Here is a 24,560-nt window from a genome sequence, read left to right as displayed (position 1 = left end):
AACAAAAGCGCTCAGGGGCAGAGGGACGGGGCACTATGGACTATGACATGCTGGTCATCGGCAGCGGCCCTTCGGGCCGCCGCGCCGCGGTGCAGTCGGCCAAGCTCGGCAAATCGGTGCTGGTGGTCGATCGCGGCCGGCGTCTCGGCGGCGTCTCGGTGCACACCGGCACCATTCCGTCGAAGACTCTGCGCGAAACGGTGCTCAATCTCTCGGGCTGGCGCGAGCGCGGTTTTTATGGACGCGGCTACAGGGTCAAGCAGGATATTTCCGTCGGCGACCTGATCGAGCGCCTGCACAAGACGCTCGATCATGAGGTCGAGGTGCTGCAGCACCAGTTCATGCGCAACACAGTCAAGAGCGCACGCGCCTCCGTAAAATTCATCGGCCCCAACAAGGTTAGTCTGACATCAGACAATGGCGACTACAGCGAAGTCGGGTTCGCCCACGCGTTGATCGCGGTCGGCACAAGGCCGCACCGGCCGCGCGATGTGCCTTTCGACAAGACCCGGGTTTTCGACAGCGACGAGATGCTGGAACTCGGCCAGTTGCCGCGCACGCTGACGGTTATCGGCGGCGGCGTCATCGGTGTCGAATATGCGACGATCTTTTCCGCGCTCGACGTGCCGGTGACGCTGGTCGAGCCGCGCAACACGATCCTCGATTTCGTCGACCGCGAGATCGTCGACGATTTCATCCACCAGATGCGCGACCGCGGCATGACGATAAGGCTCGGCAGCGCGGTGAAGGAAATCCGCTCCAAGCCTGAAACCGCCGAAGTCGAACTGGCCGACGGCCGCACCATCCGTTCGGATGTTGTGCTCTACGCCGCCGGTCGCACCGGCAATGTCGGAACCTTGGGCCTCGACGTGGTCGGCATCGAGGCCGACTCCCGAGGCCGCATCAAGGTCGATCCGCAGACCTTCCAGACCAGCGTGCCCAACATCTACGCCGCCGGCGATGTGATCGGTTTTCCAAGCCTGGCCTCGACCTCGATGGAGCAGGGCAGGGTAGCCGCTTGCCACGCTTTCGGCGTGGCGCTGCCGCCGCCGCCGGAAACATTCCCTTATGGCATCTATGCGGTGCCTGAGATTTCGACCGTCGGCCAGTCCGAGGAACAGGTGCGCCAGAGCGGCGGCGCCTATGAGGTTGGCGTCGCGCGCTTCCGCGAGACCTCGCGCGGTCACATCATGGGCGTCGACACCGGCTTCCTGAAGCTTTTGTTTTCGATCGAGACGCGGCGCCTGCTCGGCGCGCATATCGTCGGCGAAGGTGCCACCGAGCTCATTCACATCGGCCAGGCGGTCATCAATCTGGGCGGCACGGTCGACTTCTTCGTCAACAACACTTTCAACTACCCGACGCTTGCGGAAGCCTACAAGATCGCTGGGCTGGATGCGTGGAACAGGATGGGGCGGGGATAAGTTGCCCTATTCGGCCGTCGCCGGCTCGATGACGTTGCGCACTTGCGAGATCCGATCGGCGGGAAACCCCGACATTTCCGCGTGCCGGCGCACCAGTCCCTCGTCAGCCGCATAATAGACGCAGTAGATCTTGTCATCAGTCACGTAGCTCTGGATCCATTGGATCTTTGGGCCGAGCTTGTCGAGCACGCCGCACGACTTCTGTGACGCGCTTTGCAAGTCCGAAGCCGAAAGTTTGCCAACAGCCGGCATGTCGCGTTCGATCACGAATTTGGGCATGGAATCCTCCTCTCAGGTCACCATTGACCTGATCATCCGTTAGCGCGATGCTTTAGGTATCGCTTATGTGAGGGAAGTTTCCACTGGAACGCCCTGTCGAGCCATGATCGAAACACCGGACAGACTGATCGAACAACCGGCAGAGAGCCAATCCGAAGACAGGCGAGATCTGTTGATGGACGTGCTGTCGCAGGTTCGGCTCTCCGGTTCGATTTTCCTGTTGGGAGAGTATCGCGCGCCCTGGGCACTGGATTCCCCCGAGGCTGCTGACATGGCCAAATTGCTTGCTGGCGGCTCGCGCAGGCTGATCCTGTTCCACATTGTTCAGGAGGGAAGCCTCCAGGTCAGCGCCCGGGGCATGAAGGTCGAAGGCAAAGCCGGCGACCTAGTCGTGCTCCCGCACGGTGACCAGCATCTGATGGGCAATCCCGCGTTCAGCGGAGCGATACCCATGGCCGAACTCGTCCCCCCGCCGCCATGGCAAAGCCTGCCGGTCGTTCGCATCGACGGCGGCGGCGAAACGACGCGCATCGTCTGCGGTTACCTGACGTGCGAACAGCTTCTCTTCAATGTCTTCCTACAGCGACTGCCCCCGGTCTTCAGCGTGCGGCCGCGCCCGGGCGCGCCGACCGAATGGATGCAGGCCTGCTTCACCTATGCCCTGAATGAAAGCGCGCATGCGGCACAGAGCAAAAGGCTGCTCATGGCGCGCCTGCCGGAACTTTTATTCGTCGAGGCCTTGCGCCTCTACTCCGAACAGAAATCGGCGGACATGGGATGGCTCGCGGCGGTAAGCGATCCAGTGCTCGGCCGTGCATTGGGCCTTATCCACGCCGAGCCCACGAAGAAATGGAGCAACGAGGAGCTGGCACGCTGCGCCGCCACATCCCGCTCTGTTCTCGACGAGCGTTTCAGGAAACTGCTCGGCCAATCGCCGATACGATACCTGACGGAATGGCGCATGCAATTGGCCACCGATCTGCTGCGCGACCGGAATATGAAGCTTCTCGCGGTCGCCGAGCGTTGCGGCTATGGGTCGGAAGAAGCTTTCAGCCGGGCTTTTCACCGCTGCCTGGGCGTTTCTCCGGCGCGATGGCGCGAGTCAGCATTGTCCGCCAGCGGCCCACCTGCATCGCATTGAGACCAGCCTGTCGGCATGACCGCGAGTGCCGACTCGCCTGCCGTCAGCCGTCCATCTGGTTGAGCAGCGCCAGCATCACGTCGGCTGACGGCATCGGCAGCACCGCCTCGATTTCCGCCGGCCTTACGCCGGCTATGGCATCGGCGTCACCCGCAACGGTGCCGAGCGGCCCGCGAAAACCATGCTTGGACCAGGCGAGTTGCTGCAGCGTCGGGCTGGTCAGCGCCTCCAGCAGCCGGTCAACTGCTGGATCGATGACGATCAGCGGATGCGCGGAGTAGACGGTCGGTCTGGGATAGAGGATTTCCGGCTTGGCGCCGGCGCCGGCCTGCACCCGCTGCCAGCGTGCCGGATCGGCAAGCGCCCATTCGACAAGTTGGTTTTCGTAGCCGACCACCATCGGCTCGGCGCCAAGGCCGCCGGCGATGTACTGGTCGAACAGTTTTCCTGATGAGGACGATTTCAGGCCCATGCTGCGAAAGATCGCCATGGCCTGGTCGCCGTGCTCGGCAAGCAGCTCCTGCGTCGCCACATCGCCGCTCATCAGGCTCAGCACCAGCCCGGCGAACATGAAGCCGGAATTGGAACGGTTCGGGTCTGTGGAGACGATGCGCGCCCGGCCATAGAGTTCGTCGATGCCAAGGTCCGACCAGTTCTTGCCGGCCAGAATGGCATCGAGCAAAGCCTTGAGGTCAAGCTGGTTGTAGCCGCCCTTGCCAGCGACCGTGACCAGGCCGCTCTTCTTCAACCCTTCGACCACCGGCCCCCAGGTGTAGACGACAACAGGCGAGTTCAGCACCACCTGGTCGTTGCGGATCGCCACGCCGCTCTTGCGGGCAAGATCGACCATGATCGAGGAGGATGGCCACAGGAACTGCGGTTTCTGCGACAACAATGCTGCTTCGCGGACCATCTCGACCGAGCCGGCGACGCGTGCATCAAGCTCTAGCCCATAGCCGCCCAGCGCATGGACAACATCTGGGTCGGCCAGGAACGCTTGCTTCTCGCCGCCGATAAAGCCGAACAGATGCGCCTTGTTGCCCAGGTAGCCGCGGAATTCGGGGCGGTCTTTCAATGTCAGATAGCCGCCAGTGCCGGCGGCGGCGACACCCAGCAGGCCCAGTCCGAGAGCGCGGCGCGAAATGGCCATCAGCGACCAATATCCTCTTTCAGCGACTCCTGAATGAGTCGCAGGTCAACGTCGAGCGTGCCGAGTTCGGAATCGGCCAGGCTGTCGGCATAATGCGTGAAAGCATCCTGAAGCTTGGTGATCACTGCGCCGATATTGGCGAGCCGCGCCTGATTGGGCGCGCGCCGGGCTGCCAGCGCGGCGTAGCCTTCCGACACCTCGGCTGCTTGCGGCACATAATAGGTGAGGAACCGCCGCACGGCGGGTGCGCTCTCGGGCTTGGCCTCGACCCTGGTAATGACATCGGCGGCGATGTCGGACAGGTTCTTCACCTTGGCCGCCATGTCCTTGTCGGAAATGGTCCGGGCGGTTGCCGCAAGGCGATCCGCCGCCGGCTGTGCCTGCGCCAGCAGTTCGCGCGCAAACGCAACCCGGCTGCCGCCAATCGAGTTCAGATCAAGGCCTTCGAACAGCTGGCGCGGCGCCAGCACGAAGACCAGTCCGGCAAAGACCAACGCGGCGATGATCGCCGACACCAGGAACGGAAAATGGGTAAGCAGGCTCAGCCCGACCAGCAGCGCCGCCGAGACGAGGCCCGCTGCGATCCAGTTCCAGTCGTTGCCGAACAAGCCACGCATCCTAGCCGCGCATCTCAGTTGTAGCCACGGGCGGCGCGGAAGGCGCCTGCGAGATCGCCGCCGCCATCGAACACGCGCGCGGAGGTTGCCTGGGCGAGGTTGGCAAGCTGACTCTTGTCGGCGTCGCCAAAGGTGATGCCGAACACCGGTACGCGCACCGGCGCATTTCGCCATTGGTCGAGGAAAGCGTCGGCGCTGCCGTCTGTCCGGCCGTCGGTCATGATGATGATGGCCGGCAGATATTTCGACAGGTTCGCGGTCGCGGTGATCTTCTGCAGCGCCTGTTGGGCGCAGGCATACATGTCGGTGCCGCCTCCAGCGTGCTGATCAGCAACATCAGCCAGCAACTGCGCTTGCCCGGCCGCATCGCCGGTCGCTTCGAAATTGGCCCGCACGACACTGTCGAACGGCAGCACGAAGATGTGGTCGGACGGCGTCCACTGCACCAGCACCTCGCTGGCCTTTTCCGGTGTGAACAGGAACTGCGCGGCGGCCTGCAACTGTTTCTCGCCCTTGTCTTCCATCGAACCGGAGAAGTCGAAGCACAGTGCTGTCAGCGACGGCTTGCGCAGCGCCTCTTGATAGAGATCGAGCGCCTTGCGGATTACTGCCGGTTCCGGCATGCGGATCGACGTCACCAGTTTGCCCGGATCGAAATTCCAGTCCGGTTCCGGCGCGGCCTGGATCGCCGAGCCGCCAAGCGGCAGCCGCCGGCCGGTGTCGGCGATGCGCTTGCGCACCGCGTCCGACTGCAGATAGGCGAGCAGGTCGGTGAAGAACTTTTCGACGTCCGGGCCGCGCCCATGGTCGATGAAGCCGAGCGGCGAATCGCCAACCGCGACCCCGTCGGCCGGATAGATGGCATAGAGCGGTTCCTTGCCGATCTGCTTCAGTTTGTCATTGGTCTCCTTCAGCGTCGCCTCATAGTTCCACATCGCGTCGTACACGGTGCCCTTGCTTGCGCTGTCGACATAGAGGTCGGCGAGCCAGCCCGACGAGCCGGACGAACGCTCGACGCCCTGGAGCAGGGCGCTGACCGTTTCACGCACATTCGGATTGTCGAGATCGCCGGGCTCGATCACTTCCTTGCCGCCAAGTGCGCTGGAGAGCATGGCCAGATAGGCACTGGCGCCCGAATTGGACTGCGTCGCCGACGTCATCAGGAATTTGAGCTTGCCGTCCTTCACCGCGGCCAGGATATCTTTCATGAAGACCGGTTTGCCGACCCAGCCGAGTTCGGCTGCCTTGGATTTGCGCACGCCCAGAATGACCGGCATCTGGGCGATCGAGGTCAAATTGCGCACCTTGCGGCCGCTGTCGAACAAATCGACCCACACGCTCGAGGCCGGCCAGACCGCGTCCTGGTCGAGCCCGGCGGGCCGTTGCAGGCCAAGGCCGATGTCGAGCGACCCTTCATAGGCGAAGGTGCAGGTCGCGCCTTGTTTGGCGCAGAATTCCTCAACGATCGGCTGCAGTACGGTGTTTTCCGAACCGGAGACGATCGAGAATTGGACATGGCTTGAATTGCAGGCGGCCAGCAGCACCGCGAAGGCCAGCAGCAGAACGGACGTCAGCGTCTTCGGCATGGCGGTTCCGATCAGCCTTGAGTCAGCGCTTTCTTCAGATCGATCGTCATCTGGTCCATCTGCTTTTCAGCGTCGGCCCGCTTCTGGCGGCCCTCCTGCTGGACCTTCAGCACGCCTTGCACCGTGTCGATGAGGTCGCGATTGGCCTGCGCCAGCGTTTCGACGTCGACAATGCCGCGCTGCGCCTGCTCTTCGATCGAGATCGCCTGGTCCTTCATCATCTTGGAGGTCTGGCGGATCATCTCGTTGGTGACGTCGGTCACCGTCTTTTGCAGTTCGAGCGCCGATTTCTGGTTAGTCAGGCCAAGCAGGATAACCATTTTCTGCTTCCAGGCCGGCACGGTGAGCGCCGACGTCGCCTGCAAATTCTCGATCAGCGTCTCGTCACCGGACTGGACAATGCGGATCTGCGGCAATTGCTGGATGCCAAGCTGGCGCGCTTGCACCAGATAGAAGACGCGCTTTTCCAGACGGTCGAGCGCCTGCACGGCATCCTGGTAGGTCTGCGCATCCAGTGTGCCGCCAACATCACCGCCAGCCGAATCCGCGGCGGTCTTCAATTTCGGCAACTCGTTGGCGCGATAGTCATCGACGAATTTCTTGCCCGCCTGCACATAGGCATCGAGCTTGAGGATCGAATCCTTGGTCTGCTCGTGCAGGTCGTCGAGCACGGCGATGTCGCGCCGCAGCGTATCCTTGTGACGGTCTAGCTCCAGGCCGATACGGTCGATCTGCCCCGCCACATCCTCGTATTTCTCCTTGAAGCGCTCGAGCCGCGCCTTGAACGAGGAAAACAGATTGCTCAAAAACCCCTGATCCTTCAGCGAAGCCGGATCGAGGTTCCTGGCCTTCATGATGATGTCGGTCAGCAGGTCGCCGGTGTCGCCGAGATCCCGGTTGCGCAATTGCCCCAGGATCTTGTCGGCATAGTCGCTGACGGCCTGCTGGGCACGATCGCCATAGACCGAGATGCCGGCGCGATCCTTGACGTCGATCGTGCTTTCAATCCTGGCGATGTCGGACGGGCTGGCGGTGATAACAGGCAGTTGCGAAGTGTCGTCGAGCAAAGTGACGCTGTTCTTGTCGGCCATGCAGACCTCCCCCTCGGTGAACAGTATCTCGATAGACCGGATGTAACAGACATATGTCGCCGCTGTGGACAATGGAAGGCCCAGGCCATTTCGTTGGTGAATAGTTGCTTTTGTCGCACTTATCGTCCTGCTTCCTGTCACGAACCAGCGTGCCCGGTGCTCACAAGCGGCTCTGCCTAGGCAATGGCAACCGATCCCGTCAGCCATTGCCTGACGATCGCGGCGTCCGGATCGCCGATGTCATGGCCCGATGCAATGATCCGAGCGTCAATCGCGCTGCCGCGTTGACTGAGCAGCGTTACCAGCGCCGGCGCGAAGGGGCCGTAGGTATCGTCGGCGGCACCGGTGATGATCAGCGTCCGTGTTCCCTTAAGGTCCGTCGCCGGCACGTCGTCAAGCACTGGCATCGGCCTCAGCAGCACCGCCCCGCGAACGATGCCGGGATGGAGCAGCATCAGGCTGGAAACCAGATTAGCGCCGTTCGAATAGCCAAGGAACGTTGCGTGACCGAGATCAAGTCCATGGCGCCTGGCGGCCTCGCTTGCGAATGCCGCGAAGGCAGCGGTTTCGGAACGGATGCTCTTCTGCTCAAAGCGCGTCGGAGTGATTCGCTCGAACCAGCGGAAACCATCCTCCTGGGGGATACGGCCACGCGCCGCGACCAGCACGGCACTGGGCGCGATCTGCCTTGCCAGCGCCACCAGGGTCGTCTCGTCGACACCCGATCCATGCAGCAGGAACAGACATTCACGGCCGTTGCCGCCAGCGCCCAGGAGACGGTAGGGGAAGGCCAGATCTGTGAGCAGCGGGCCGTTTTCGACGACGACGCCAGTCATCTCGCATCCTCTTGATTATATGAGGTTCCGCTCAATTTGCCGGCTTCAAAACGCAATATTTTCGTGCTCCGCGAAAGTTGATTGAACCAGGCGCCTTTCCGCCCGTTTCTGCGCCGATATATTCCCTCGCAGGAGGAATCGAAGCGGTGCGTCGGGGGTCGCATTGCCCAATGAATGACTAGCTTTGAGGCCTTTTGTCGATGACTACCCCCGTTTCGCCGGAGCGCGACACTCGTATCTCGGATCGCGATACGCGTATCGATGTGCTGCGTGCGCTCGCGCTCATCATCATTTTCATCGACCACGTGCCGGGCACGGCCTTTGAAAATCTAACTTACAAGAATTTCGGCTTTTCGGACGCGGCGGAAGCGTTCGTGCTGATTTCCGGCATCTCGGTCGCGCTCGCCTATGGCACCAAGTTCCGGCCAGGTGGCCGGCTGCTCGCGACCCTGAAGATGTGGCGGCGGGCAGGCATGCTCTATGTCGCCCATATCGTCACGACGATGGTGGTGATTGCCTTGTTCTGCACGGTGGCCGTCTTCACCAAACGGCCGGAACTGCTAAAGCTGATCAACATCGAGCCGCTGATGAAGAACACGCCCGAAGTGCTGGTCGGCATCGTCACGCTTGGCCATCAGCTCGGCTACAACAACATCCTGCCGGTCTATGCCGCGCTGCTTTTGATGGCACCGGTCTTCGTCCTGCTGATCAGCTACAGGCCTGTCGCCGCCCTTGTCGCGTCCGGTGCGCTGTGGCTCGCCGCCGGTATCTGGCAGATCGCCCCGCCCAACTATCCCGAGCCCGGCTTCTGGTTCCTCAACCCTTTGTCCTGGCAGTTCCTGTTCAACATCGGTTTGGCCGCCATGCTGCATGTCAGGCGCGGCGGCGTCATTCCGGCCAACCGTTGGCTGGTGGGCGCGGCCGCGACCTATGTGCTGACGGCGCTGGTCTGGGTGCACAGCCCGCTGTGGGGACAGATAACTTGGTTCAAGCTGCCCGTGGTCATTGGCGGCTTCGACAAGACGTTCCTGTCGCTGCCGCGGCTGGTGCACATCCTGGCGGTCAGCTATCTCATTGTCGCCTTACCGGCGCTGTCGAACCTGTTCCGCACCAGCCCGGACCATCCGCTGGCGATAATGGGCAAGCGCTCGCTGCCGGTTTTCATTGCCGGTACGGTGATCGCCATGGTCGCGCAGGTGATGAGGCTGATCAATCCGGGCGGACTTGCCTATGACAGCTTGTTGCTGTCAGCCGGCATCGCCCTGCAATTCGCGCTCGCCTTCTATCTCGAATGGCTGTCGACCATCGGCGGCTCGGGCAAGGTCCATACGACGCAAAAGGATGCCACGCTGGTTCGCGCGCCTTTCGGCGTCTCCGGGGTGGCAAGGGCCAATCGCTGAGGGATAGTTCAGCCGCGTGGCGGAGCCGACGAAGCCCGCACGATCAGTTCGACCGGCAGCTGCCGGCGATTTGTCGTGCCGTCGTTGTCCAGGATCGCCTTGACGGCGAGACGGCCCATCTCGGCAATCGGCTGGGCCACGGTGGTCAATGGCGGCTCGGATACCGCAGCTTCCGGAACGCCATCGAACCCGACGATCGAGACGTCATTGGGGACGTTCAGCTTGCGCGCGCTTAGCCATTCAAGCGCCACCAGGGCCATTCTGTCCGACATCGCCAGGATCGCCGTCGGGGGTTCGGCCGTGCCGAATATGGTCTCGAGCGCCGACTTCGTGCTCGCCACATCGTTGGCGGTCGCGTAGATCGGCACTCTGGTCGTGTCGACGCCGACCCGCGACAGCTCCTGGAAGTAGCCGGTGAGGCGGTCTCGCGTTCCCGCATAAACCGCGTTCTGAGCCTGATCGGGCGAAACAAGGCCCGTCCTGCCGTCGACAAACTCCAACGCCAGCACGGCAAAGCGGCGGTGTCCAAGGTCGGTGAGATGGCGTGCCGCCATGGCGGCACCAGCGACATTATCGATGCCGATTGTCGCGACCGACCCATCCTCGGAAGCGAGATCGAGCGCCACGAAAGGCAATTTGCGCTCACGTGCCAGTTGCACCAGCCGGGAGCCGCCTTCGATGCAGAAGACGATGAAGCCGTCGACCAGCGCGCTCTGGATGTTCCAGGCGAGCTGTTCGTTGTTGGCGGCCGAAACGAGCGAGATGCCGGCCCCTGTCGCGTCGCAGGCCTGCGAGATGCCTGCCATCATGACGCGAGCAAAGGGATCGTCGAAGAAGTAGGAGAGGGGTTCGGCGGTGGCGACACCAATGGCATTGACCTTGCCGGCCCGCAACAGCCGACCCTTGGGATCCGGCCCGCCATAGCCCATGGCCTCGGCCGCCGCCTTGACCCGTTCGCGGACTTCCTCGCGTACGATCTCGGGACGGCTGAAGACATTGGATGCGGTGCCATGCGAGACACCGGCGGCCTTGGCGATGTCGGCCAGCCGGACGGGTCTTGGATTGCCTGGTGACGCCATTGTGCGTGCCTCCTGACATGCATTTAGCATGTTCCAGATTTGCATCTAGCACTTTCGTTGGATCGATTCAAATATTGCTTGACCTGGGATTGTCGAGATATTATGTTTGAATCGATCCAATGCGGCGCATTTGCTCTGCTCAATGAACCAGGGGAGGTGCGTCATGCATCCCGTCAATTATCTATTCGAAGACACCTATCGCAACGACTGGAGCATCGGATCGGGCGCCAACAGCTCCGAGCGCCGGGGCAGATCCGGCCTATCGATTCCCGACCTTCGTCTGCTGGTGACGCGCGAGCGGAACTGATCGGCGCAGTTTTTTGCTGATTGATTGGATCGATTCAATTCAAGAGGAAAGATCATGCATCCCATCAAGCATCTGTTCGAGGATATCTATCGCAACTACTGGGGTATCGCGCCGGCCACTGAGCGGCCGGAGATGCGGCGCCTGACGAAGCCGGCCGCGCGCAATCGCGATCTTTGGGTCCGCGCCGAACGTTCCCGGGACTGATCCCAACCGATTGGGCTTGGTCTAAGAACGCGGACGTGCCAGGGCAGAGATGGCTATCCCCAGCCAGCCGACGATGAGCAGGGTGCCTCCGATCGGCGCCGACATCGGAAACAGTCTCGATCCCAGGAAATCGCGGGCGAGAAGATCGCCCGCGAAAAGCACGAGACCGACAAGCAGGACGAGGCTCGCAATCCGCAGGCAGCGATTGGCGCCGATGAGGCCCACCGCGAGAAAGACCGGCGCGTGCATCAACAGAAACGACGCGGCCGTGCCGGTGAAGGCACCGCCGCGGTGTGCGGCGGCCGCCGACAGCGCCACGCCCGCCGCGCCGACGAGGCCGCCGGCAAACACAAGGATACGGCTGGGTTCGGCGGAATTCATATCGGCTAGCTCCCTATTGCCCGGAGCCTCTCAGACTCACTTGCTTCCAGTGCCATATGCCGCGTGCGCCGCGACTGGACAATCCAGTTGTAGACGGCGCCACCGGCCATCAGCACCGATGTGCCGAGAAACACCGCAGGCATGCCGAAATGCCCGCCGACGAAGCCGCCGGTCAATGGTCCCGCAACCTGCCCGACATACTGGGCCGAGATCGCCAGGCCAAGCACATTGCCGCCGACGCCGTCCGGGATGTTGTGGCGGATGACGCTGGTGATGCAGGGCAGCAGGCCACCCAGCGCCAGCCCCATCAGAAAGCGCAGCCCGATCAACTGCCAGCTGTTGGTGACGAAGGCTTGCGGAATGAGCAGCAGGGCCGAGACGGCCAGGGCTCCGACGACGACGTTCCAGTGGCCGACGCGATCCGCAAGCTTGCCGAGCCAGGATGCCGACAGGATGGTGCCGAGCGCTGCCGCCGACATCACCACGCCGGCGACCATCGTCACCCGGCTCTGGTTCTCGATGAGTTGCTGCACATAGACGGTGATGATCGGCTCGATTGACATATTGGCAAAGGCGAGGAGCATGCCGGTTACCAGCATGGCAATGACCGGCCGCTTGTCGGGGATCTGCGACCAGCCGCTTTTCGGCTTTGCTGTCGACACCGCTTTGGCCGGCTTCGGGCGCGGGTTCTCCTTGATCAGGAAGGTCGTTGCCAAGAAAGCAAGGAAGATGACGCCGCCAGACAATAGGAAGGTGGCGCGAATGCCGATCACCGGCGGCAGCGCGCCGCCGAGCAGGGGGCCGACCAGCGAACCCGCCGTGATCCCTGCCGACAGGACGCCAAGCGCCCAGCCTGAACGATCCTTCGGCGTTTGCATGGCCACCAATATGGTCGACCCCGACGAATAGCCGCCGGCAAAACCGATCAGCAGGCGCAACAGCACCAGTTGCCAGACCGTCTCGACCATACCCGTCAGCGACATGCAGATCGCCATGCCGAAGCTGGCGCGCACCAGCATCACCTTGCGGCCGTAGCGGTCGCCCAGCCGCCCCCAGAGCGGCGCAACCAGGGCCGCGGCGAAGAAGGTGGCGCCATAGGCGATGCCGGACCACTGGACGATGGCCGCATGGCCTTGCGCGCCAAGCTGTTCGACATAGAGCGGCAGGAAAGGCAACAGCAGCGTCATGGCAATGAGCGTGCTGAACGAGCCCGCGAAACAAACGGCGAGATTGCGCCGCCAGTGGATTTTGTAACCGCTCTGTTGCGTGTCTTCTTGTGCCATGTCCTGCCTGCCCGATATCAACGCTTGTTGCGGATACCATTTTGGGATACCAAACCGGTATCCGTAATGAACTTCAAGCCGGCTGCTGTCAATGCGGCCTCGGAAAAGGGCTTCGCAATGTCGCAGATGCAGAATGTCGAACGACAGTTGCGCGAGATGATTCTGGGACTCGAGATCGGCCCGGGCGAGAAACTGACCGAGCGCTGGATCGAAGGCCGCTTCGGCGCTTCGCGCACACCGGTCAGGGCAGCGCTGCTGCGCCTGGAGACCGAGGGGCTGGTCGGCCGGGACGGGCGCGGCTGGACGGTGTCGCCCATCAACCTTGCAGAGCTGGAGCAGATCGCGGTCTATCGCGAAGCGGTTGAGGTCGCGGCCCTGCGGCTGACATGCATGCACGCCGACGGCAACGCCATCGACGTCATCGAGGCGATGCTCGATTCCTGCGATGAAAACACTGCGCGGGAGGAATGGCATCGCGTCGGCATGGATTTTCACATCGAGCTGGCGCGCCTGTCCGGCAACGAATTCCTGTTCAAGGCGGTGCGCGATGCCATGACGCGCCTGTCGCGCGCCCGGTGGCTGGAGGTGCGTGATGAAGCAGCCCTTGGCCGCGCCTGGGCCGAACATCGTGCCATTCTGGCGGCAACGCGCCTTGGCGATGCCGATGAAGCGGCGCGCCGGCTTTCAACCCACATCGTCGGCAGCCGCGACCGGCTGGTGACATCGCTCGCCAACGATCGGCGCGGTCTTCGCGCCAGGGGCTTTGCTGTCGTCGCTGCTTAGCGCTGCCTGTACGGGCAGGGCGCTCGCCTGGCAAAAGAGGCGGCGTCTTGACGCGAAGCGCACTTTCGGCCTCGCTTCGCGGATGCCGATGGCGTAAGAGCGGCGATGGAAAACAACCGATTTGAAACACCCGTGACCGTCAAGTCCGTCACGGCGGGAAGCACTCAGCTCTTGCGCACGGCCCGGGAGGCTTCCGATTACCTCCTCAACAGCTGGCCCGGCAAGCGCAGTCCCAAGCATCGCGCAGCACTGCAGGCCTGTCATGACGCGCTGGCCGGCGACAAGCCGGCCATGAATGCCAGGCGCGCCTTTATCGCCGCGGCGCGTGAAGTGGACGTCTTTGTCAGCGACAAGGCCCCCGCCTGACGCAGGGCGACGGTCAGGATTGAGGCAAGGCCCGCATGTGCGGGCCTTTTGCCGTCATTCGGCAGTTTCGTTTTCGCTTTCGATCTCGCCCTCAGGCTTCGAACGGTCGCGCGCGGCAACCTTGGCCGCCAGCTTTTCGGCCTTCTTCGCGGCCTTCTGCCGGTCGCGTTCCTTGCGTTCCTGATCGTAGTTTGGTGCTCGCGCCATATCGGCTCCTTTTCATCGCCTTGCGGCTCTGATCCTGCCTAGGAGCATTAGCCATCAAACACAACAGCTGAAGCGACAGTGTCCGTGCGCAGCATCAGAGATCGGCAGGGGCTTGCCAGATCGTTGCCATAATGATGTAGGAAACGCGGGGCGCCAGCGTATTGACAGCTGCCCGTTTTGTTTTGATCAAGTGAACCATGGCCTCAATTGCGCGAACGTCGGCAAGGGTTTTCTATTATGCGCGAAACGTTGCGCGCGATATCATTCCGCAATCCCTGTTTCGCCGCAGACTGGCCGTTCGCCTAGAAAAGGCCAGGCTTTGTGATGAGGCCGCGCGCCAGCGGTTGAACTACTACAACAAGCTGCAGGACGGTTTTGCGCCCAGCGTCAACGCCGTGCCCATCAGCAAGCTGCCCTTCACGCCGACCATGTATTATTACGACCTCAAGGAATTTGCCCGCTACTTCGATCCCGGATTGCTCATCGACGTGGAGTTCGGCGATGTCAGGCGTGTGCCCAAGGTGCCGACGGTCGTCAAGGACCGGCCGATCCGTGACGACGACAAGAACGCGGTCATCATGAAGCTCGACAAGTTCCGTCACTTCCAGATGCCGGCTGACCCCATCTCGTTCGCCGACAAGCTCCCGGCCGTGGTCTGGCGCGGCGATCTCAACAATCCGATCAGGAAACGGTTTCTGAACGCGGTGCGCGACCTGCCGTTCTGCGATGCTGGCTCGCACAAGCCGAACGCGCCGGCCGAATACGCCAAGCCCTTTCTCAGCATCAGCCAGCACCAGCGCTACCGCTACATCGTCTCGCTAGAGGGCAATGACGTGGCGACCAATCTGAAATGGATCATGAACTCGAAGTCGCTCTGCCTTATGCCACCGCCGACCTACGAGACGTGGTTTGCGGAGCGGCAGCTCGAGGCGAATGTGCATTATGTACCGCTTGCGGCTGATTTCTCCGACCTTGCGGAACATGTGGCCTTTTTCGAAAGGCATCCGGCAAAGGCCGAGCGCATCATCGCGGCCGCGAACGCCTATTGCCGGACATTCGACAACGAACCGGCCGAACAGGCGATCTCCTTGCTCGTGCTCTACAAATATTTCGTGCTGAGCGGCCAGATCAAACCGGATGCCGAGGTCTGGCGCTACATTTCGGGCTGAGGTCGCCCGCCGGATTTCGTCCAGCGCTATCGGGCGCTGCGCCGAAGCCATCGTAGCCAGCATTTCGCCTTGATGATTTCTTAGCGATGTCTAATATCATATGCGCGGTGACCCAGTGGCCTTGCGGGAACAATTAGGGCTGCCATTTGTTTAGTGGCGTTTGTCCCAATCACAGTGACTTATGGCCAGCATCCAGCGAACGACGGCAAAACTCTTCTACTACGCGCGAAACGTGATGCGCGACATCGCCCCCCAGGCGTTCTTTCGACGACGATTGACGGACCGCCTCGAAAAAGCGGCCCAGTCGGACGAGACCGTGCGCCGGCGGCTGAATTATTACAACAAGCTGCAGGATACCTTCTCACCCAGCCCGGACGCTGTGCGTGTCGACAATCTGCCGTCGACACGCAGCATGTACTATTACGACCTGAAGGAGTTTGCCCGCTACTTCGACCCCGGATTGCGCCTCGACCTGGAATTTGGCGACGTCATCGACGTGCCCAAGGTCCCGTCATTCGTCAAGAACCGGCCGATCCACGCCGACAATGGCAATGCCCTCATCATGAAGTTCAACAAGTTCCGGCACTTCCACATGCCTGCGGACGCCATCGCGTTCGCCGACAAGCTTCCGGCAGTGGTCTGGCGCGGCGACCTCAACAATCCGATCAGGACGCGCTTTCTAGACGCTGTACGCGACTTGCCGTTCTGCGATGCTGGTGCACACAAGCGAGATGCACCGGCTCAGTACAGCAAGCCCTTTCTCAGCATCAGTCAGCACTTGCGCTACCGCTACATCGTCTCGCTCGAAGGCAATGATGTGGCGACAAATCTCAAATGGATCATGAATTCGAACTCGCTCTGTCTCATGCCGCCGCCGACCTACGAGACGTGGTTTGCGGAGAGCCAGCTCGAAGCCAATGTCCACTACGTACCACTCGATCCGGATTTCGCCGATCTCACTGATAAGGTCAGCTATTTCGAAAAGCACCCGGCCGCGGCCGAACGCATCGTTGCCGCGGCCAACGCTTACTGCCGCAAATTCTCCAATGAATGGTCCGAGCAGGCGATCTCGCTGCTCGCGCTCTACAAGTACTTCGTCCTCAGCGGCCAGATTATCCCAGACGCCGAAATCTGGCGTTACATAGCGGGATAGCGGCCGACGCTGTCGAGGCCCGCATGCTACACGCCGCTCCGGTCGATCACGAGATCGGCGGCGCCAAAACGATCCTTCACCGTCAGCTGCTGGTGCCAGTAGGGGTAGAGCAGGGGCGGTCGGCTGACCGCGTCCAGGCGTTCGCGTTCTTCGCCCGAGAGTACCAGGCTTGCGGCTGCGAGATTGTCCTTGAGCTGCGCATCGTTGCGCGCGCCGATCACCAGCGAGGAGATGGCAGGGCGGCTCAGCAGCCAGGCAAGGGCCACCTGCGCCGCCGATACACCGCGAACCTTGCCGATCTCGACAAGCACATCGACGATCCGCCAGAGCCGTTCCTCGTCGCGGATCGGCGGCTCCGACCAGCCGGCGAGCTGCCTCGCGGTTGGGCTGTCGCGATGATATTTGCCGGACAGCAATCCGCCGGCGAGTGGGCTCCAGACCAGCACGCCCAGCCCCTGGTCGACCGAGATCGGCAACAACTCATACTCGGCTTCCCGTGCCTCCAGCGTGTAGTGGATCTGCTGGGTGACGAAGCGCGGCTGGTGACGGCTGTCGCTGATGGAGAGCGCCTTCATCACCTGCCAGCCGGAATAGTTGGAGCAGCCGATATAGCGCACCTTGCCCTGGCTGACCAAAGTGTCGAGCGCGGCGACCGTTTCCTCGAGCGGGGTAAGCCCGTCCCACTGGTGGACGAAATAGATGTCGATGACGTCGGTCTTCAGCCGCTTCAGGCTTCTTTCGCACTCGCGGATCAGGTGATAGCGCGACAGGCCCTCGTCGTTGGGCCCGCTGCCGATCCGCATGCGTGCCTTGGAGGCGATCAGCACGTCGCCCTTGCGCTTGCCGCCGAGCGCTTCGCCGATGATCTCCTCCGACAAGCCGTTCGAATAGACATTGGCGGTGTCGATGAGGTTGATGCCGGCGTCGATGCACATGTCGATCATCCGCTTGGCTTCGGTAAGATCGCTGTTGCCGACTGCGGCGAAGGGGCCGGCTCCGCCGAAGGTCATGGTGCCCAGGGTCAGTGTCGAAACCTTAAGGCCGGAACGGCCAAGGGTGCGGTATTCCATGTCAGTCCTCGCGATTATGTTGAATTGGGGCGCCGCGAAAGGGCAGCCCGGAATGCGACCGGGGATTTGTAGGACAATTCGGCCGGTTTGTCGCCATGCAAAGATGGTGGATCGATCGCACATCGTGGAATCCGCAGGCGCAGCAATCGCGCCTGGGCTGCAATAAAACCGTCACTGCCGGCCTATATTGAATTCGGCTAAGGTGTTTCCATTCCAGGCCGCTGGCCAGCAATTGGGGGCGCCGTACGGGAACCGACAGGGCTTGTAAGCGGAGCAGCTGATATGACCGAGCTAAAACAGAATTCTCCTGCCAAGGATTGGCTTGAGGCCGAACTCGCCGACACGCTCGACGAAGATTATGAGCTCGAAATGTCGGAGCCGGCGCTGTCGATGGAGATCGCCAAGATCTACAAGAACTCGCATCCGCCTTCGATCGACCGCATGCAATATTTTCGCGATTTGATCGGCTTGCAGTCCGAATTGATCAAGCTCCAATCCTGGGTCGCCTATCACAAGAAGAAGCTGGTGGTGATTTTCGAGGGCCGCGATTCCGCCGGCAAGGGCGGCGTCATCAAGCGCATCACCCAGCGGCTCAATCCGCGCATCGCCCGTGTCGTGGCACTGCCGGCGCCGACCGAACGCGAAAAGTCGCAATGGTACTTCCAGCGCTATGTCCCGCATCTGCCGGCAGGCGGCGAGATCGTGCTGTTCGACCGCTCCTGGTACAACCGCTCCGGCGTTGAACGCGTGATGGGGTTTGCGGAGCCCGGTCAGGTCGAGGAATTCTTCCGCGACGTGCCGGAATTCGAGCGCATGCTGGTGCGCTCGGGCATCACTGTCGTGAAGTACTGGTTCTCGATCACCGACGAGGAGCAGCAGATGCGCTTCCTGATGCGCATCCACGACCCGATGAAGCAGTGGAAGCTGTCGCCGATGGATCTGCAGTCGCGTGTGCGCTGGGAGCAGTACACCAAGGCCAAGGAAGAAACCTTCGCCCGCACCAACATTCCCGAGGCGCCCTGGTTCATCGTCGAGGGCAACGACAAGAAGCGCGCGCGGCTGAACTGCATCGATCATCTGCTCAAGCAGCTGCCGTATGAAGAGGTGCCGCACGAGGAGATCACGCTGCCGGAGCGCGTGTTCAATCCAGAATACGAGCGCCAGGTCCTGCCGCGCGAGCTTTACGTGCCGGAGAAGTATTGAGCCTGGAAAGGGGCGCCGTCTCTCAGGCTGGCGTCCCTTTTGTCATGGCTATGTCCGACTGATGACCACATGCATCGCGTGCGGCGAGGCAACCTGTTCACTGCATTGGTAGCCGAGCTTCGGCAGGCCGAGGCCTGCCAGAAGGTTTTCGCCGCCGCCGAGCAGCACAGGCGAGATCGCGAGATGCATCTCGTCGAGAAGTTTCTCCTGCAGGTATTGCCTGATCGTCGCGACGCCGCCACCAACGCGTACATCCTTGCCATCAGCCGCAGCCTTCGCTTGCTCAAGTGCCGAATGGATGCCCTCGGTCACGAAGTAAAAGGTAGTGCCGCCTTCCATGACGACAGGCTCACGCGCATGGTGCGTCAGCACGAAGACCGGCACGTGATAGGGCGGATTGTCGCCCCACCAACCCTTCCAGCTTTCGTCCTTCCAGGGGCCGCGGATCGGGCCGAACATGTTGCGCCCCAGGATCCAGGCGCCGACATTTTCGAAGCTGCGCGCCGCGAAATCCTCGTCGACGCCGGAGGCGCCGCCTTCCTCGCCGAACATCTTGCGGAAGGTGCGGGTCGTGAAGGCCCATTTGTGCAACGCTTTCCCACCGACGCCGAGCGGATTCTCCAAATCCTGATCGGGACCGGCGCCATAACCGTCGAGCGACAGGGTGAACGCGTTGACACGCAGCTTGGACATGAAGGCCTCCTAACCAATTATGTCTGCAATCGGTTTTGTTGTAGCAAACCGATTGCAGGTCGCAAGCGGTGGTCCTCACGATGCAGACACGTCCTGACACCGTCACCAAATGACGTCCGCAATGTTTCGTAGCGATGCGCTAGGGTAGCCACTGGTGGCCGCCGGAGCAGACGCAATATCAGGCTATTCCCCAATGAGTTCCATGAAGCGGATATGGTTGCTGAACGGATCGATGACCTCGACCGTCAGCCGTCCTTCTTCCTGTTCCATGCCGGGCTTCATGTAGCGGTAGTCCTTGGCCGCAAGCTCCCGGTGGAAGTCGCTGATACCTTTCATGTACACAACCATGTTGCCGCCCGGCGTCGCGTCGCCGGCATGTTCGGACAGGTGCAGGACAAGTTTGCCGCGCGAGACCTATGTGTAAAGCGGGAAGTTGTCGCCGTAGCGGTGCTCCCAGTCCACGGTGAAACCGAGATAGCCGAGATAGAATTCGTGCGCTTTGGCAACGTCGAAGATGCGCACGATCGGTGCTGTCCGCTCGAAGATGATCGTCTCTTGTCTGGTGGGTGGCGCTTCGATCTTCGCCGACAGGATATTCCAGGTCGCCAGTCCAAACTGGCGCGCAACGATCTCCAGGGCCTCGCTGTGGCTGATTGTCAGGTCGCGGGCGGCAAGCGCCTCCCGCATGGCTTTCGCCATGGTCTTGGCATCATGATAGGCAAGCATGTCCGTTTCCTCGGGTCACGGCGAAGTCTGCATCAGTGCCCGCATTGCCGAAGCCTTCGCCTGACGGTGAAACGGGTCAGGAAGCATCCTCTGGAGGCGTTCGCCATACCTTTTTGCAGGGCGCGGGCTGCCGGCCGCCTCCGGCCGTGCCGCCATCATAGCCGGGTCACGCTAATCTTGTCAGCGCAAAAAATCGGTTGGATTTGCGGAATGTGGCACGCTCTTTGTCGTAAAGGCCACGTGCCAAGGGGCGAAAACTATTCCATCGACAGGATGAGATTTCGCACGACAGGATAGATTTCGCGCTCCCAACGCTTGCCGTTGAAGACGCCGTAGTGGCCGACATTGGCTTGCAGGTGATGGCGTTTGAGATGCGGACGCAGTGACCGGCACAATTCATGCGCGGCCGAGGTCTGGCCGAGTGCGCAGATATCGTCGCGACCGCCTTCGACGGTAAGCAGCGCTGTGTTGCGGATAGCACCCGGGTCGACCAGGCTGCCACGGAAAGTGTATGTCCCGGTGGCCAGTTCAGCTTTCTGGAACACGCGATCTATGGTTTCGAGATAGAATTCCTCGGTGAGGTCGAGCACCGCCAGATACTCGTCATAGAAAGTCTTGATCTTCTCGGCCTCGGCGGTCTCGCCGGCCGCCAGATGATCGTGCAGTTTGCGGTGGGCCTTGTTGTGGCGATCCATGTTCATAGCCATGAACGCCGCAAGTTGGAGAAAGCCGGGATAGACCCTGCGTCCGCCGCCGGCATGGCGCGAGGGTACATGCGAGATGACCGAATTCTGGAACCAGGCAAGCGACTTGCTGACGGCAAATTCATTGACCTTGGTCGGACTTTCGCGCGGATCGATCGGCCCCGCCATCAACGTCATTGATCGCGGTGTCGCCGGATGGCCGTCCTCGGACATGATGGCGACAGCGGCAAGCGCCTGAACGCAAGGTTGGCAGACAGCAAGGATATGCGCACCCGGACCGATCGTCTCCAGGAAGCGAATGATGTAGTCGACATAATCGTCCACTCCGAAGCGGCCGGCCGAAAGCGGCACGTCGCGGGCATTGGCCCAGTCGGTGACATAGACTTCGTGGTCGGCCAGAAGCGTTGCCACCGTGCCGCGCAGCAGCGTCGAGAAATGGCCCGACAGCGGTGCGATCACCATCACCCGTTGCTGGCGCGTATCCATATCCTTGGTGAAGCGCAAAAGTTTGCCGAATGGCAGGTCGAGCGCCGTCTCGACGCCGACCGGCACGTCGCGATTGCCCACTTTGACGGTACCGATATCGAAACCCGGTCGCACATGGGTGAGCTTGAAGCGGGCAATCATCTCCAGCCCGGCCGCCAGGCGTTGTTTCACGCCGTCGCTTGAAAGCAGGCTGCCCATCGTCGAGCGCATGAGATCGGCGAAAAAGCGCGTTGGCGCGATGAGATCGTCCTGTAGCTGATAGGCCTGGTACAGCATCGAATGCGTCCCGTTCCGAGGCAGTCATGCGGCAGTGCAAAATAACTAGTGCAAAATTTTGTGCATTGCGAGAGGATTGTTGCCGGCAAAGGGCTCGGAGGGTCGGCGGGATGACAAAGACGACATGAGCAAGGCGCTAGGGAGTAAACTCTCGCGGGCCAACGCGCCCGCGGCCAAAGCGACGTTGACGATCTCGTCGAAGAACTATTCGTCCTGGTCGCTGCGCGGCTGGCTGCTGTGCCGCATGGCCGGGCTGGAGTTCGAGGAAAAACGTGTCGACATCGATGATCCCGAACAGCGGCAGGAATTGCTGTTGCTGTCGCCGTCGGTCCTGGTGCCGCGTCTGACCCATGACCGGGTGACGGTGTGGGACACGCTGGCGATCGCCGAATATCTGGCCGAGACCATGCCGGATGCCGGCCTGCTGCCGGCCGACCGCGTGGCGCGCGCGCATTGCCGTGCGGTATCAGGCGAGATGCATTCAGGCTTTCACAATTTGCGCTCGGCGCTGCCGATGAGCCTGAAAGCCCGGCACAAGAGCTTCAAGATCTTTTCCGGCGCGCGCCCGGATGTGGAGCGGATCAAGACGATCTGGTCCGAATGCCTCGAGGCCTATGGCGGTCCCTGGCTGTTCGGCGCGTCGCCGACAGTGGCCGACGCGATGTACGCGCCTGTCTGTACCCGTTTCCGCACCTATGCCGTCGAACTCGAAGCGCCGCTCACCGCCTATTGCGACACCATCTTCGCTTGGCCGCTGATGCAGGAATGGACGCAAGACGCCTTGGCCGAGCCCGAGGACATGATCGAACTGGACGTGGAGTTTTGAGGCGCCAACCGGGTCGTCGCTGAACGAGGCTCGCGCTGTATAAGGGCGCTGCTAGCCCTTCAGCATCTGCGCCACTTCGGGCGCGAAATAGGTCAGGATGCCGTCGCAGCCGGCACGCTTGAAGGCGAGCAGCGATTCCAGCATTGCCTTCTCGCCATCGATCCAGCCATTGGCGCCCGCCGCCTTGATCATCGAATATTCGCCCGACACCTGGTAGGCGAAGGTCGGCATCTGGAACTCATCCTTCAGCCGGCGGATGATGTCGAGATAGGGCAGGCCGGGCTTGACCATCAGCATGTCGGCGCCCTCGGCGATGTCCTGCTCGGCCTCGCGCACTGCCTCGTCCGAATTGGCGTGGTCGATGTAATAGGTCTTCTTGTCGCCCTTCAGCAGACCAGCGGTGCCGACTGCCTCGCGATAGGGGCCATAGAAGGCCGAGGCGAACTTGGTTGCGTAGGACATGATCGCCACGTCCTGAAAACCGTTGGCGTCGAGCGCGTCGCGGATGGCGCCGATGCGGCCGTCCATCATGTCGGACGGCGCGATGATGTCGGCACCGGCCGCGGCCTGGATGACGGCTGCCGCCGCAACCTGCTCCACGGTTTCGTCGTTGACGATGATGCCGTCGCGCAAAATGCCATCATGGCCGTGACTGGTGAACGGGTCGAGCGCGGCATCGGTGATGATGCCGATCTCAGGCACCGCGTCCTTTATGGCGCGGGTCGCACGGTTGATGATGTTTTCCGGATCGAGGATGTGCGAACCGGTCTGGTCACGTAAGGCCAGCTCGACGTTAGGGAAGGTGGCAAGGGCCGGAATGCCGAGCTTGGCCGCGCGTTCAGCCTCCTTGACGGCAAGATCGAGCGACAGGCGGAAGACGCCGGGCATGGCGGCGATCGGCTCGCGAATATTCTTGCCCTCGACGACGAAGATCGGCCAGATCAAATCGTCGACCGTAAGCCGGTTCTCCTGCACCATGCGGCGCGACCAGTCGGCCTTGCGCATGCGGCGCAGCCGGCGGCTGCCGGTGATGTCGTCAACGCTGCGCGCGCCGGCTGGCTTGGTTGGGGTGAATTTGTTCATGGCCATAACTCGTTTCTCGCGCGGCTTTTACCACGAGCTCTTGCCGCAGACCAATGCGACACGATTGTGCCAGGGGGCGAAGCTGCCACGGGGCGCCAGGAGCGCTGTCACCCATGTCTATCCGGTCAGGGCTGCCCGTTCCCCGAAAGAATCTGCGCCGCGCCTCCGATTGCCACACGGAACGCCTCGTCGAAGCTGACGCCACGCACCTGCCAGCGATAGGTCTTGCCATGATCGGCCAGTCGCCAATCGGCGATCCAGCCAAGCTCCTTGTCGCTCCATACGATGCTGCCGACGAGCGCTTGGGACCCGCCGGCCTGTTTGGCCAGCCGATCCAGCCTTGCCATGTCGGCGGTGCGCAGCACGTCTTCGCCCAACTCCGCCAGCTGCGCGGCCTTCGGAAATGCGACATGCATCAACAGTGGCCCGGTGGCATTGGCGAAAGATTCGCGCATTGTCTCGCCACGCCCTTCGTCGGCGGTCAGCACGAAATGCCGGGCGCCCTGTTCGGTGGCGAGGAGGACGGTAAGCGTCGGCCGCTCGCCGAGCCACGGCTTGCTGTCGAGCGACGTCAGCACCTTGTCGATCACATCAGGCTTGTAGAGGCAGGTGAGATCGTGTGGCCGGTCATGCGTGCCTTGCTCGTCATGGATGGGGATGCCTTCCAACCGGTCGTGGTAGCGGAAGGAATCGACGAAGCTGCCAGCCTTGTCGCGCAGATCCACCATTCCGGGCTTCTGAAGCAGCCGCTGATCGCCCGAAACCCTGACCAGAACCCGGTCCAGGCAGTCCTTGAAGCCGATCTGGCGGTTCTCTTCGCCCTGGCCGGTGACGATGGTCCGCGACTGGTAGAGGTCGTCTGGCGTGATGGCGAATGCAGCAAGCGGTGCAAGGCCGACGATCACAAGCCCGACCGTCAAAAGCGCGTGGCGAAGAAATCCGGCCATGGCCAACTGCCCTCCGAGGCCATCAGTGCGCAATATCGGCGCGCCGCTTGCAGCGGCGGCGACCTTCGTAGCATCGGCTACGGCCGTCCG

26 protein-coding genes and 1 pseudogene are annotated in these 24,560 nt (G+C 61.9%); 11 read left to right on the top strand and 16 right to left on the bottom strand.

Annotated features, from left to right (window positions below; genetic code table 11):
• Window positions 1–35: 35 nt before the first annotated feature.
• On the top strand, window positions 36–1,424 hold the full coding sequence (gene sthA / locus A3A9_RS0102225) for a Si-specific NAD(P)(+) transhydrogenase (protein WP_027057320.1): 1,389 nt from the start codon (window positions 36–38) through the stop codon (window positions 1,422–1,424).
• 6 nt (window positions 1,425–1,430) lie between these two features.
• Here the strand turns inward: sthA and A3A9_RS0102220 are convergent, their stop codons facing one another.
• Window positions 1,431–1,703 (bottom strand): DUF4242 domain-containing protein, encoded by a 273-nt coding sequence (locus A3A9_RS0102220; RefSeq protein WP_027057319.1) that lies wholly within the window; start codon window positions 1,701–1,703, stop codon window positions 1,431–1,433.
• A gap of 103 nt (window positions 1,704–1,806) precedes the next feature.
• On the opposite strand from A3A9_RS0102220, the gene A3A9_RS0102215 reads away from it, so the two are divergent.
• The gene (locus tag A3A9_RS0102215) at window positions 1,807–2,844 is read left to right on the top strand and encodes an AraC family transcriptional regulator (RefSeq protein ID WP_051370661.1); all 1,038 of its coding nucleotides are present in this window, start codon (window positions 1,807–1,809) and stop codon (window positions 2,842–2,844) included.
• Between the two features lie 43 nt (window positions 2,845–2,887).
• Here A3A9_RS0102215 and A3A9_RS0102210 read toward each other — a convergent pair whose 3' ends face one another.
• From A3A9_RS0102210 to A3A9_RS0102190, 5 genes are all read right to left on the bottom strand, one after another.
• Window positions 2,888–3,994, bottom strand: a complete 1,107-nt coding sequence (locus A3A9_RS0102210; RefSeq protein WP_027057317.1) for a substrate-binding domain-containing protein — start codon at window positions 3,992–3,994, stop codon at window positions 2,888–2,890.
• Window positions 3,994–4,611, bottom strand: coding sequence for a 5-bromo-4-chloroindolyl phosphate hydrolysis family protein (locus tag A3A9_RS0102205; RefSeq protein ID WP_027057316.1), 618 nt, complete (start codon window positions 4,609–4,611; stop codon window positions 3,994–3,996). The genes A3A9_RS0102210 and A3A9_RS0102205 overlap by 1 nt, the downstream gene beginning before the upstream one ends.
• 14 nt (window positions 4,612–4,625) lie before the next feature.
• Window positions 4,626–6,197: a VWA domain-containing protein gene (locus A3A9_RS0102200; protein ID WP_027057315.1), complete on the bottom strand. Its 1,572-nt coding sequence runs from the start codon at window positions 6,195–6,197 to the stop codon at window positions 4,626–4,628.
• An 11-nt stretch (window positions 6,198–6,208) separates the two neighbouring features.
• Window positions 6,209–7,288, bottom strand: coding sequence for a toxic anion resistance protein (locus A3A9_RS0102195; protein WP_027057314.1), 1,080 nt, complete (start codon window positions 7,286–7,288; stop codon window positions 6,209–6,211).
• Window positions 7,289–7,464: 176 nt separating this feature from the next.
• On the bottom strand, window positions 7,465–8,124 hold the full coding sequence (locus tag A3A9_RS0102190; protein ID WP_027057313.1) for an alpha/beta hydrolase: 660 nt from the start codon (window positions 8,122–8,124) through the stop codon (window positions 7,465–7,467).
• Between the two features lie 200 nt (window positions 8,125–8,324).
• Here A3A9_RS0102190 and A3A9_RS0102185 point away from each other — a divergent pair, with 200 nt between their 5' ends.
• Window positions 8,325–9,524: an OpgC family protein gene (locus tag A3A9_RS0102185; RefSeq protein WP_027057312.1), complete on the top strand. Its 1,200-nt coding sequence runs from the start codon at window positions 8,325–8,327 to the stop codon at window positions 9,522–9,524.
• 8 nt (window positions 9,525–9,532) lie between these two features.
• Here the strand turns inward: A3A9_RS0102185 and A3A9_RS0102180 are convergent, their stop codons facing one another.
• The gene (locus A3A9_RS0102180) at window positions 9,533–10,603 is read right to left on the bottom strand and encodes a LacI family DNA-binding transcriptional regulator (protein ID WP_027057311.1); all 1,071 of its coding nucleotides are present in this window, start codon (window positions 10,601–10,603) and stop codon (window positions 9,533–9,535) included.
• A gap of 163 nt (window positions 10,604–10,766) precedes the next feature.
• Between A3A9_RS0102180 and A3A9_RS45075 the strand changes: the two genes are divergently transcribed.
• Window positions 10,767–10,910, top strand: a complete 144-nt coding sequence (locus A3A9_RS45075) for a hypothetical protein (RefSeq protein WP_082221799.1) — start codon at window positions 10,767–10,769, stop codon at window positions 10,908–10,910.
• Window positions 10,911–10,964: 54 nt separating this feature from the next.
• Window positions 10,965–11,114: a hypothetical protein gene (locus tag A3A9_RS45070; protein WP_082221798.1), complete on the top strand. Its 150-nt coding sequence runs from the start codon at window positions 10,965–10,967 to the stop codon at window positions 11,112–11,114.
• Window positions 11,115–11,135: 21 nt separating this feature from the next.
• Here A3A9_RS45070 and A3A9_RS0102165 read toward each other — a convergent pair whose 3' ends face one another.
• Both A3A9_RS0102165 and A3A9_RS0102160 read right to left on the bottom strand, forming a co-directional pair.
• Window positions 11,136–11,495, bottom strand: a complete 360-nt coding sequence (locus A3A9_RS0102165; protein WP_027057310.1) for a DUF423 domain-containing protein — start codon at window positions 11,493–11,495, stop codon at window positions 11,136–11,138.
• 5 nt (window positions 11,496–11,500) lie between these two features.
• Window positions 11,501–12,778 carry a multidrug efflux MFS transporter gene (locus tag A3A9_RS0102160; RefSeq protein WP_027057309.1) on the bottom strand — a complete coding sequence of 426 codons (1,278 nt, stop codon included), beginning with the start codon at window positions 12,776–12,778 and terminating at the stop codon, window positions 11,501–11,503.
• 117 nt (window positions 12,779–12,895) lie between these two features.
• On the opposite strand from A3A9_RS0102160, the gene A3A9_RS0102155 reads away from it, so the two are divergent.
• Both A3A9_RS0102155 and A3A9_RS0102150 read left to right on the top strand, forming a co-directional pair.
• Window positions 12,896–13,561, top strand: coding sequence for a GntR family transcriptional regulator (locus A3A9_RS0102155; RefSeq protein ID WP_027057308.1), 666 nt, complete (start codon window positions 12,896–12,898; stop codon window positions 13,559–13,561).
• Window positions 13,562–13,666: 105 nt separating this feature from the next.
• Window positions 13,667–13,927 (top strand): DUF982 domain-containing protein, encoded by a 261-nt coding sequence (locus tag A3A9_RS0102150; protein ID WP_027028494.1) that lies wholly within the window; start codon window positions 13,667–13,669, stop codon window positions 13,925–13,927.
• Window positions 13,928–13,981: 54 nt separating this feature from the next.
• Here the strand turns inward: A3A9_RS0102150 and A3A9_RS45065 are convergent, their stop codons facing one another.
• Window positions 13,982–14,134, bottom strand: a complete 153-nt coding sequence (locus A3A9_RS45065) for a hypothetical protein (protein WP_080680689.1) — start codon at window positions 14,132–14,134, stop codon at window positions 13,982–13,984.
• 197 nt (window positions 14,135–14,331) lie between these two features.
• Here A3A9_RS45065 and A3A9_RS0102140 point away from each other — a divergent pair, with 197 nt between their 5' ends.
• Window positions 14,332–15,303 (top strand): glycosyl transferase family 90, encoded by a 972-nt coding sequence (locus A3A9_RS0102140; RefSeq protein WP_027057307.1) that lies wholly within the window; start codon window positions 14,332–14,334, stop codon window positions 15,301–15,303.
• Between the two features lie 181 nt (window positions 15,304–15,484).
• Window positions 15,485–16,456 carry a glycosyl transferase family 90 gene (locus tag A3A9_RS0102135; protein WP_027057306.1) on the top strand — a complete coding sequence of 324 codons (972 nt, stop codon included), beginning with the start codon at window positions 15,485–15,487 and terminating at the stop codon, window positions 16,454–16,456.
• A gap of 26 nt (window positions 16,457–16,482) precedes the next feature.
• Here the strand turns inward: A3A9_RS0102135 and A3A9_RS0102130 are convergent, their stop codons facing one another.
• Complete coding sequence (locus A3A9_RS0102130) at window positions 16,483–17,526, bottom strand: aldo/keto reductase (protein ID WP_027057305.1); 1,044 nt, start codon at window positions 17,524–17,526, stop codon at window positions 16,483–16,485.
• Window positions 17,527–17,808: 282 nt separating this feature from the next.
• Between A3A9_RS0102130 and ppk2 the strand changes: the two genes are divergently transcribed.
• On the top strand, window positions 17,809–18,729 hold the full coding sequence (gene ppk2, locus A3A9_RS0102125) for a polyphosphate kinase 2 (protein ID WP_027057304.1): 921 nt from the start codon (window positions 17,809–17,811) through the stop codon (window positions 18,727–18,729).
• 48 nt (window positions 18,730–18,777) lie between these two features.
• Here the strand turns inward: ppk2 and A3A9_RS0102120 are convergent, their stop codons facing one another.
• From A3A9_RS0102120 to A3A9_RS0102110, 3 genes and pseudogenes are all read right to left on the bottom strand, one after another.
• Window positions 18,778–19,422, bottom strand: a complete 645-nt coding sequence (locus A3A9_RS0102120) for a dihydrofolate reductase family protein (RefSeq protein WP_027057303.1) — start codon at window positions 19,420–19,422, stop codon at window positions 18,778–18,780.
• Between the two features lie 183 nt (window positions 19,423–19,605).
• Window positions 19,606–20,148: pseudogene (locus A3A9_RS41050) on the bottom strand (glyoxalase superfamily protein).
• Window positions 20,149–20,405: 257 nt separating this feature from the next.
• Entirely contained in the window at window positions 20,406–21,614 is a 1,209-nt protein-coding gene (locus tag A3A9_RS0102110) for a polyhydroxyalkanoate depolymerase (protein ID WP_027057302.1), read from the bottom strand.
• Between the two features lie 124 nt (window positions 21,615–21,738).
• Here A3A9_RS0102110 and A3A9_RS0102105 point away from each other — a divergent pair, with 124 nt between their 5' ends.
• A complete protein-coding gene (locus tag A3A9_RS0102105) occupies window positions 21,739–22,440 on the top strand; it encodes a glutathione S-transferase (protein ID WP_051370726.1) in 702 nt (233 codons plus the stop codon).
• Window positions 22,441–22,491: 51 nt separating this feature from the next.
• On the opposite strand, the gene hemB is transcribed toward A3A9_RS0102105, so the two are convergent.
• Both hemB and A3A9_RS0102095 read right to left on the bottom strand, forming a co-directional pair.
• Window positions 22,492–23,523, bottom strand: a complete 1,032-nt coding sequence (hemB, locus tag A3A9_RS0102100; RefSeq protein WP_027057300.1) for a porphobilinogen synthase — start codon at window positions 23,521–23,523, stop codon at window positions 22,492–22,494.
• A gap of 125 nt (window positions 23,524–23,648) precedes the next feature.
• Window positions 23,649–24,470 carry a DUF2066 domain-containing protein gene (locus tag A3A9_RS0102095; RefSeq protein WP_027057299.1) on the bottom strand — a complete coding sequence of 274 codons (822 nt, stop codon included), beginning with the start codon at window positions 24,468–24,470 and terminating at the stop codon, window positions 23,649–23,651.
• Window positions 24,471–24,560 lie beyond the last annotated feature (90 nt).

The organism is Mesorhizobium loti CJ3sym, assembly GCF_000472785.1.
Taxonomy (GTDB): Bacteria; Pseudomonadota; Alphaproteobacteria; order Rhizobiales; family Rhizobiaceae; genus Mesorhizobium; species Mesorhizobium loti_E.
Note: the sequence above shows the minus strand (reverse complement) of the source record. Positions and strands in the feature narration are given on the sequence as shown.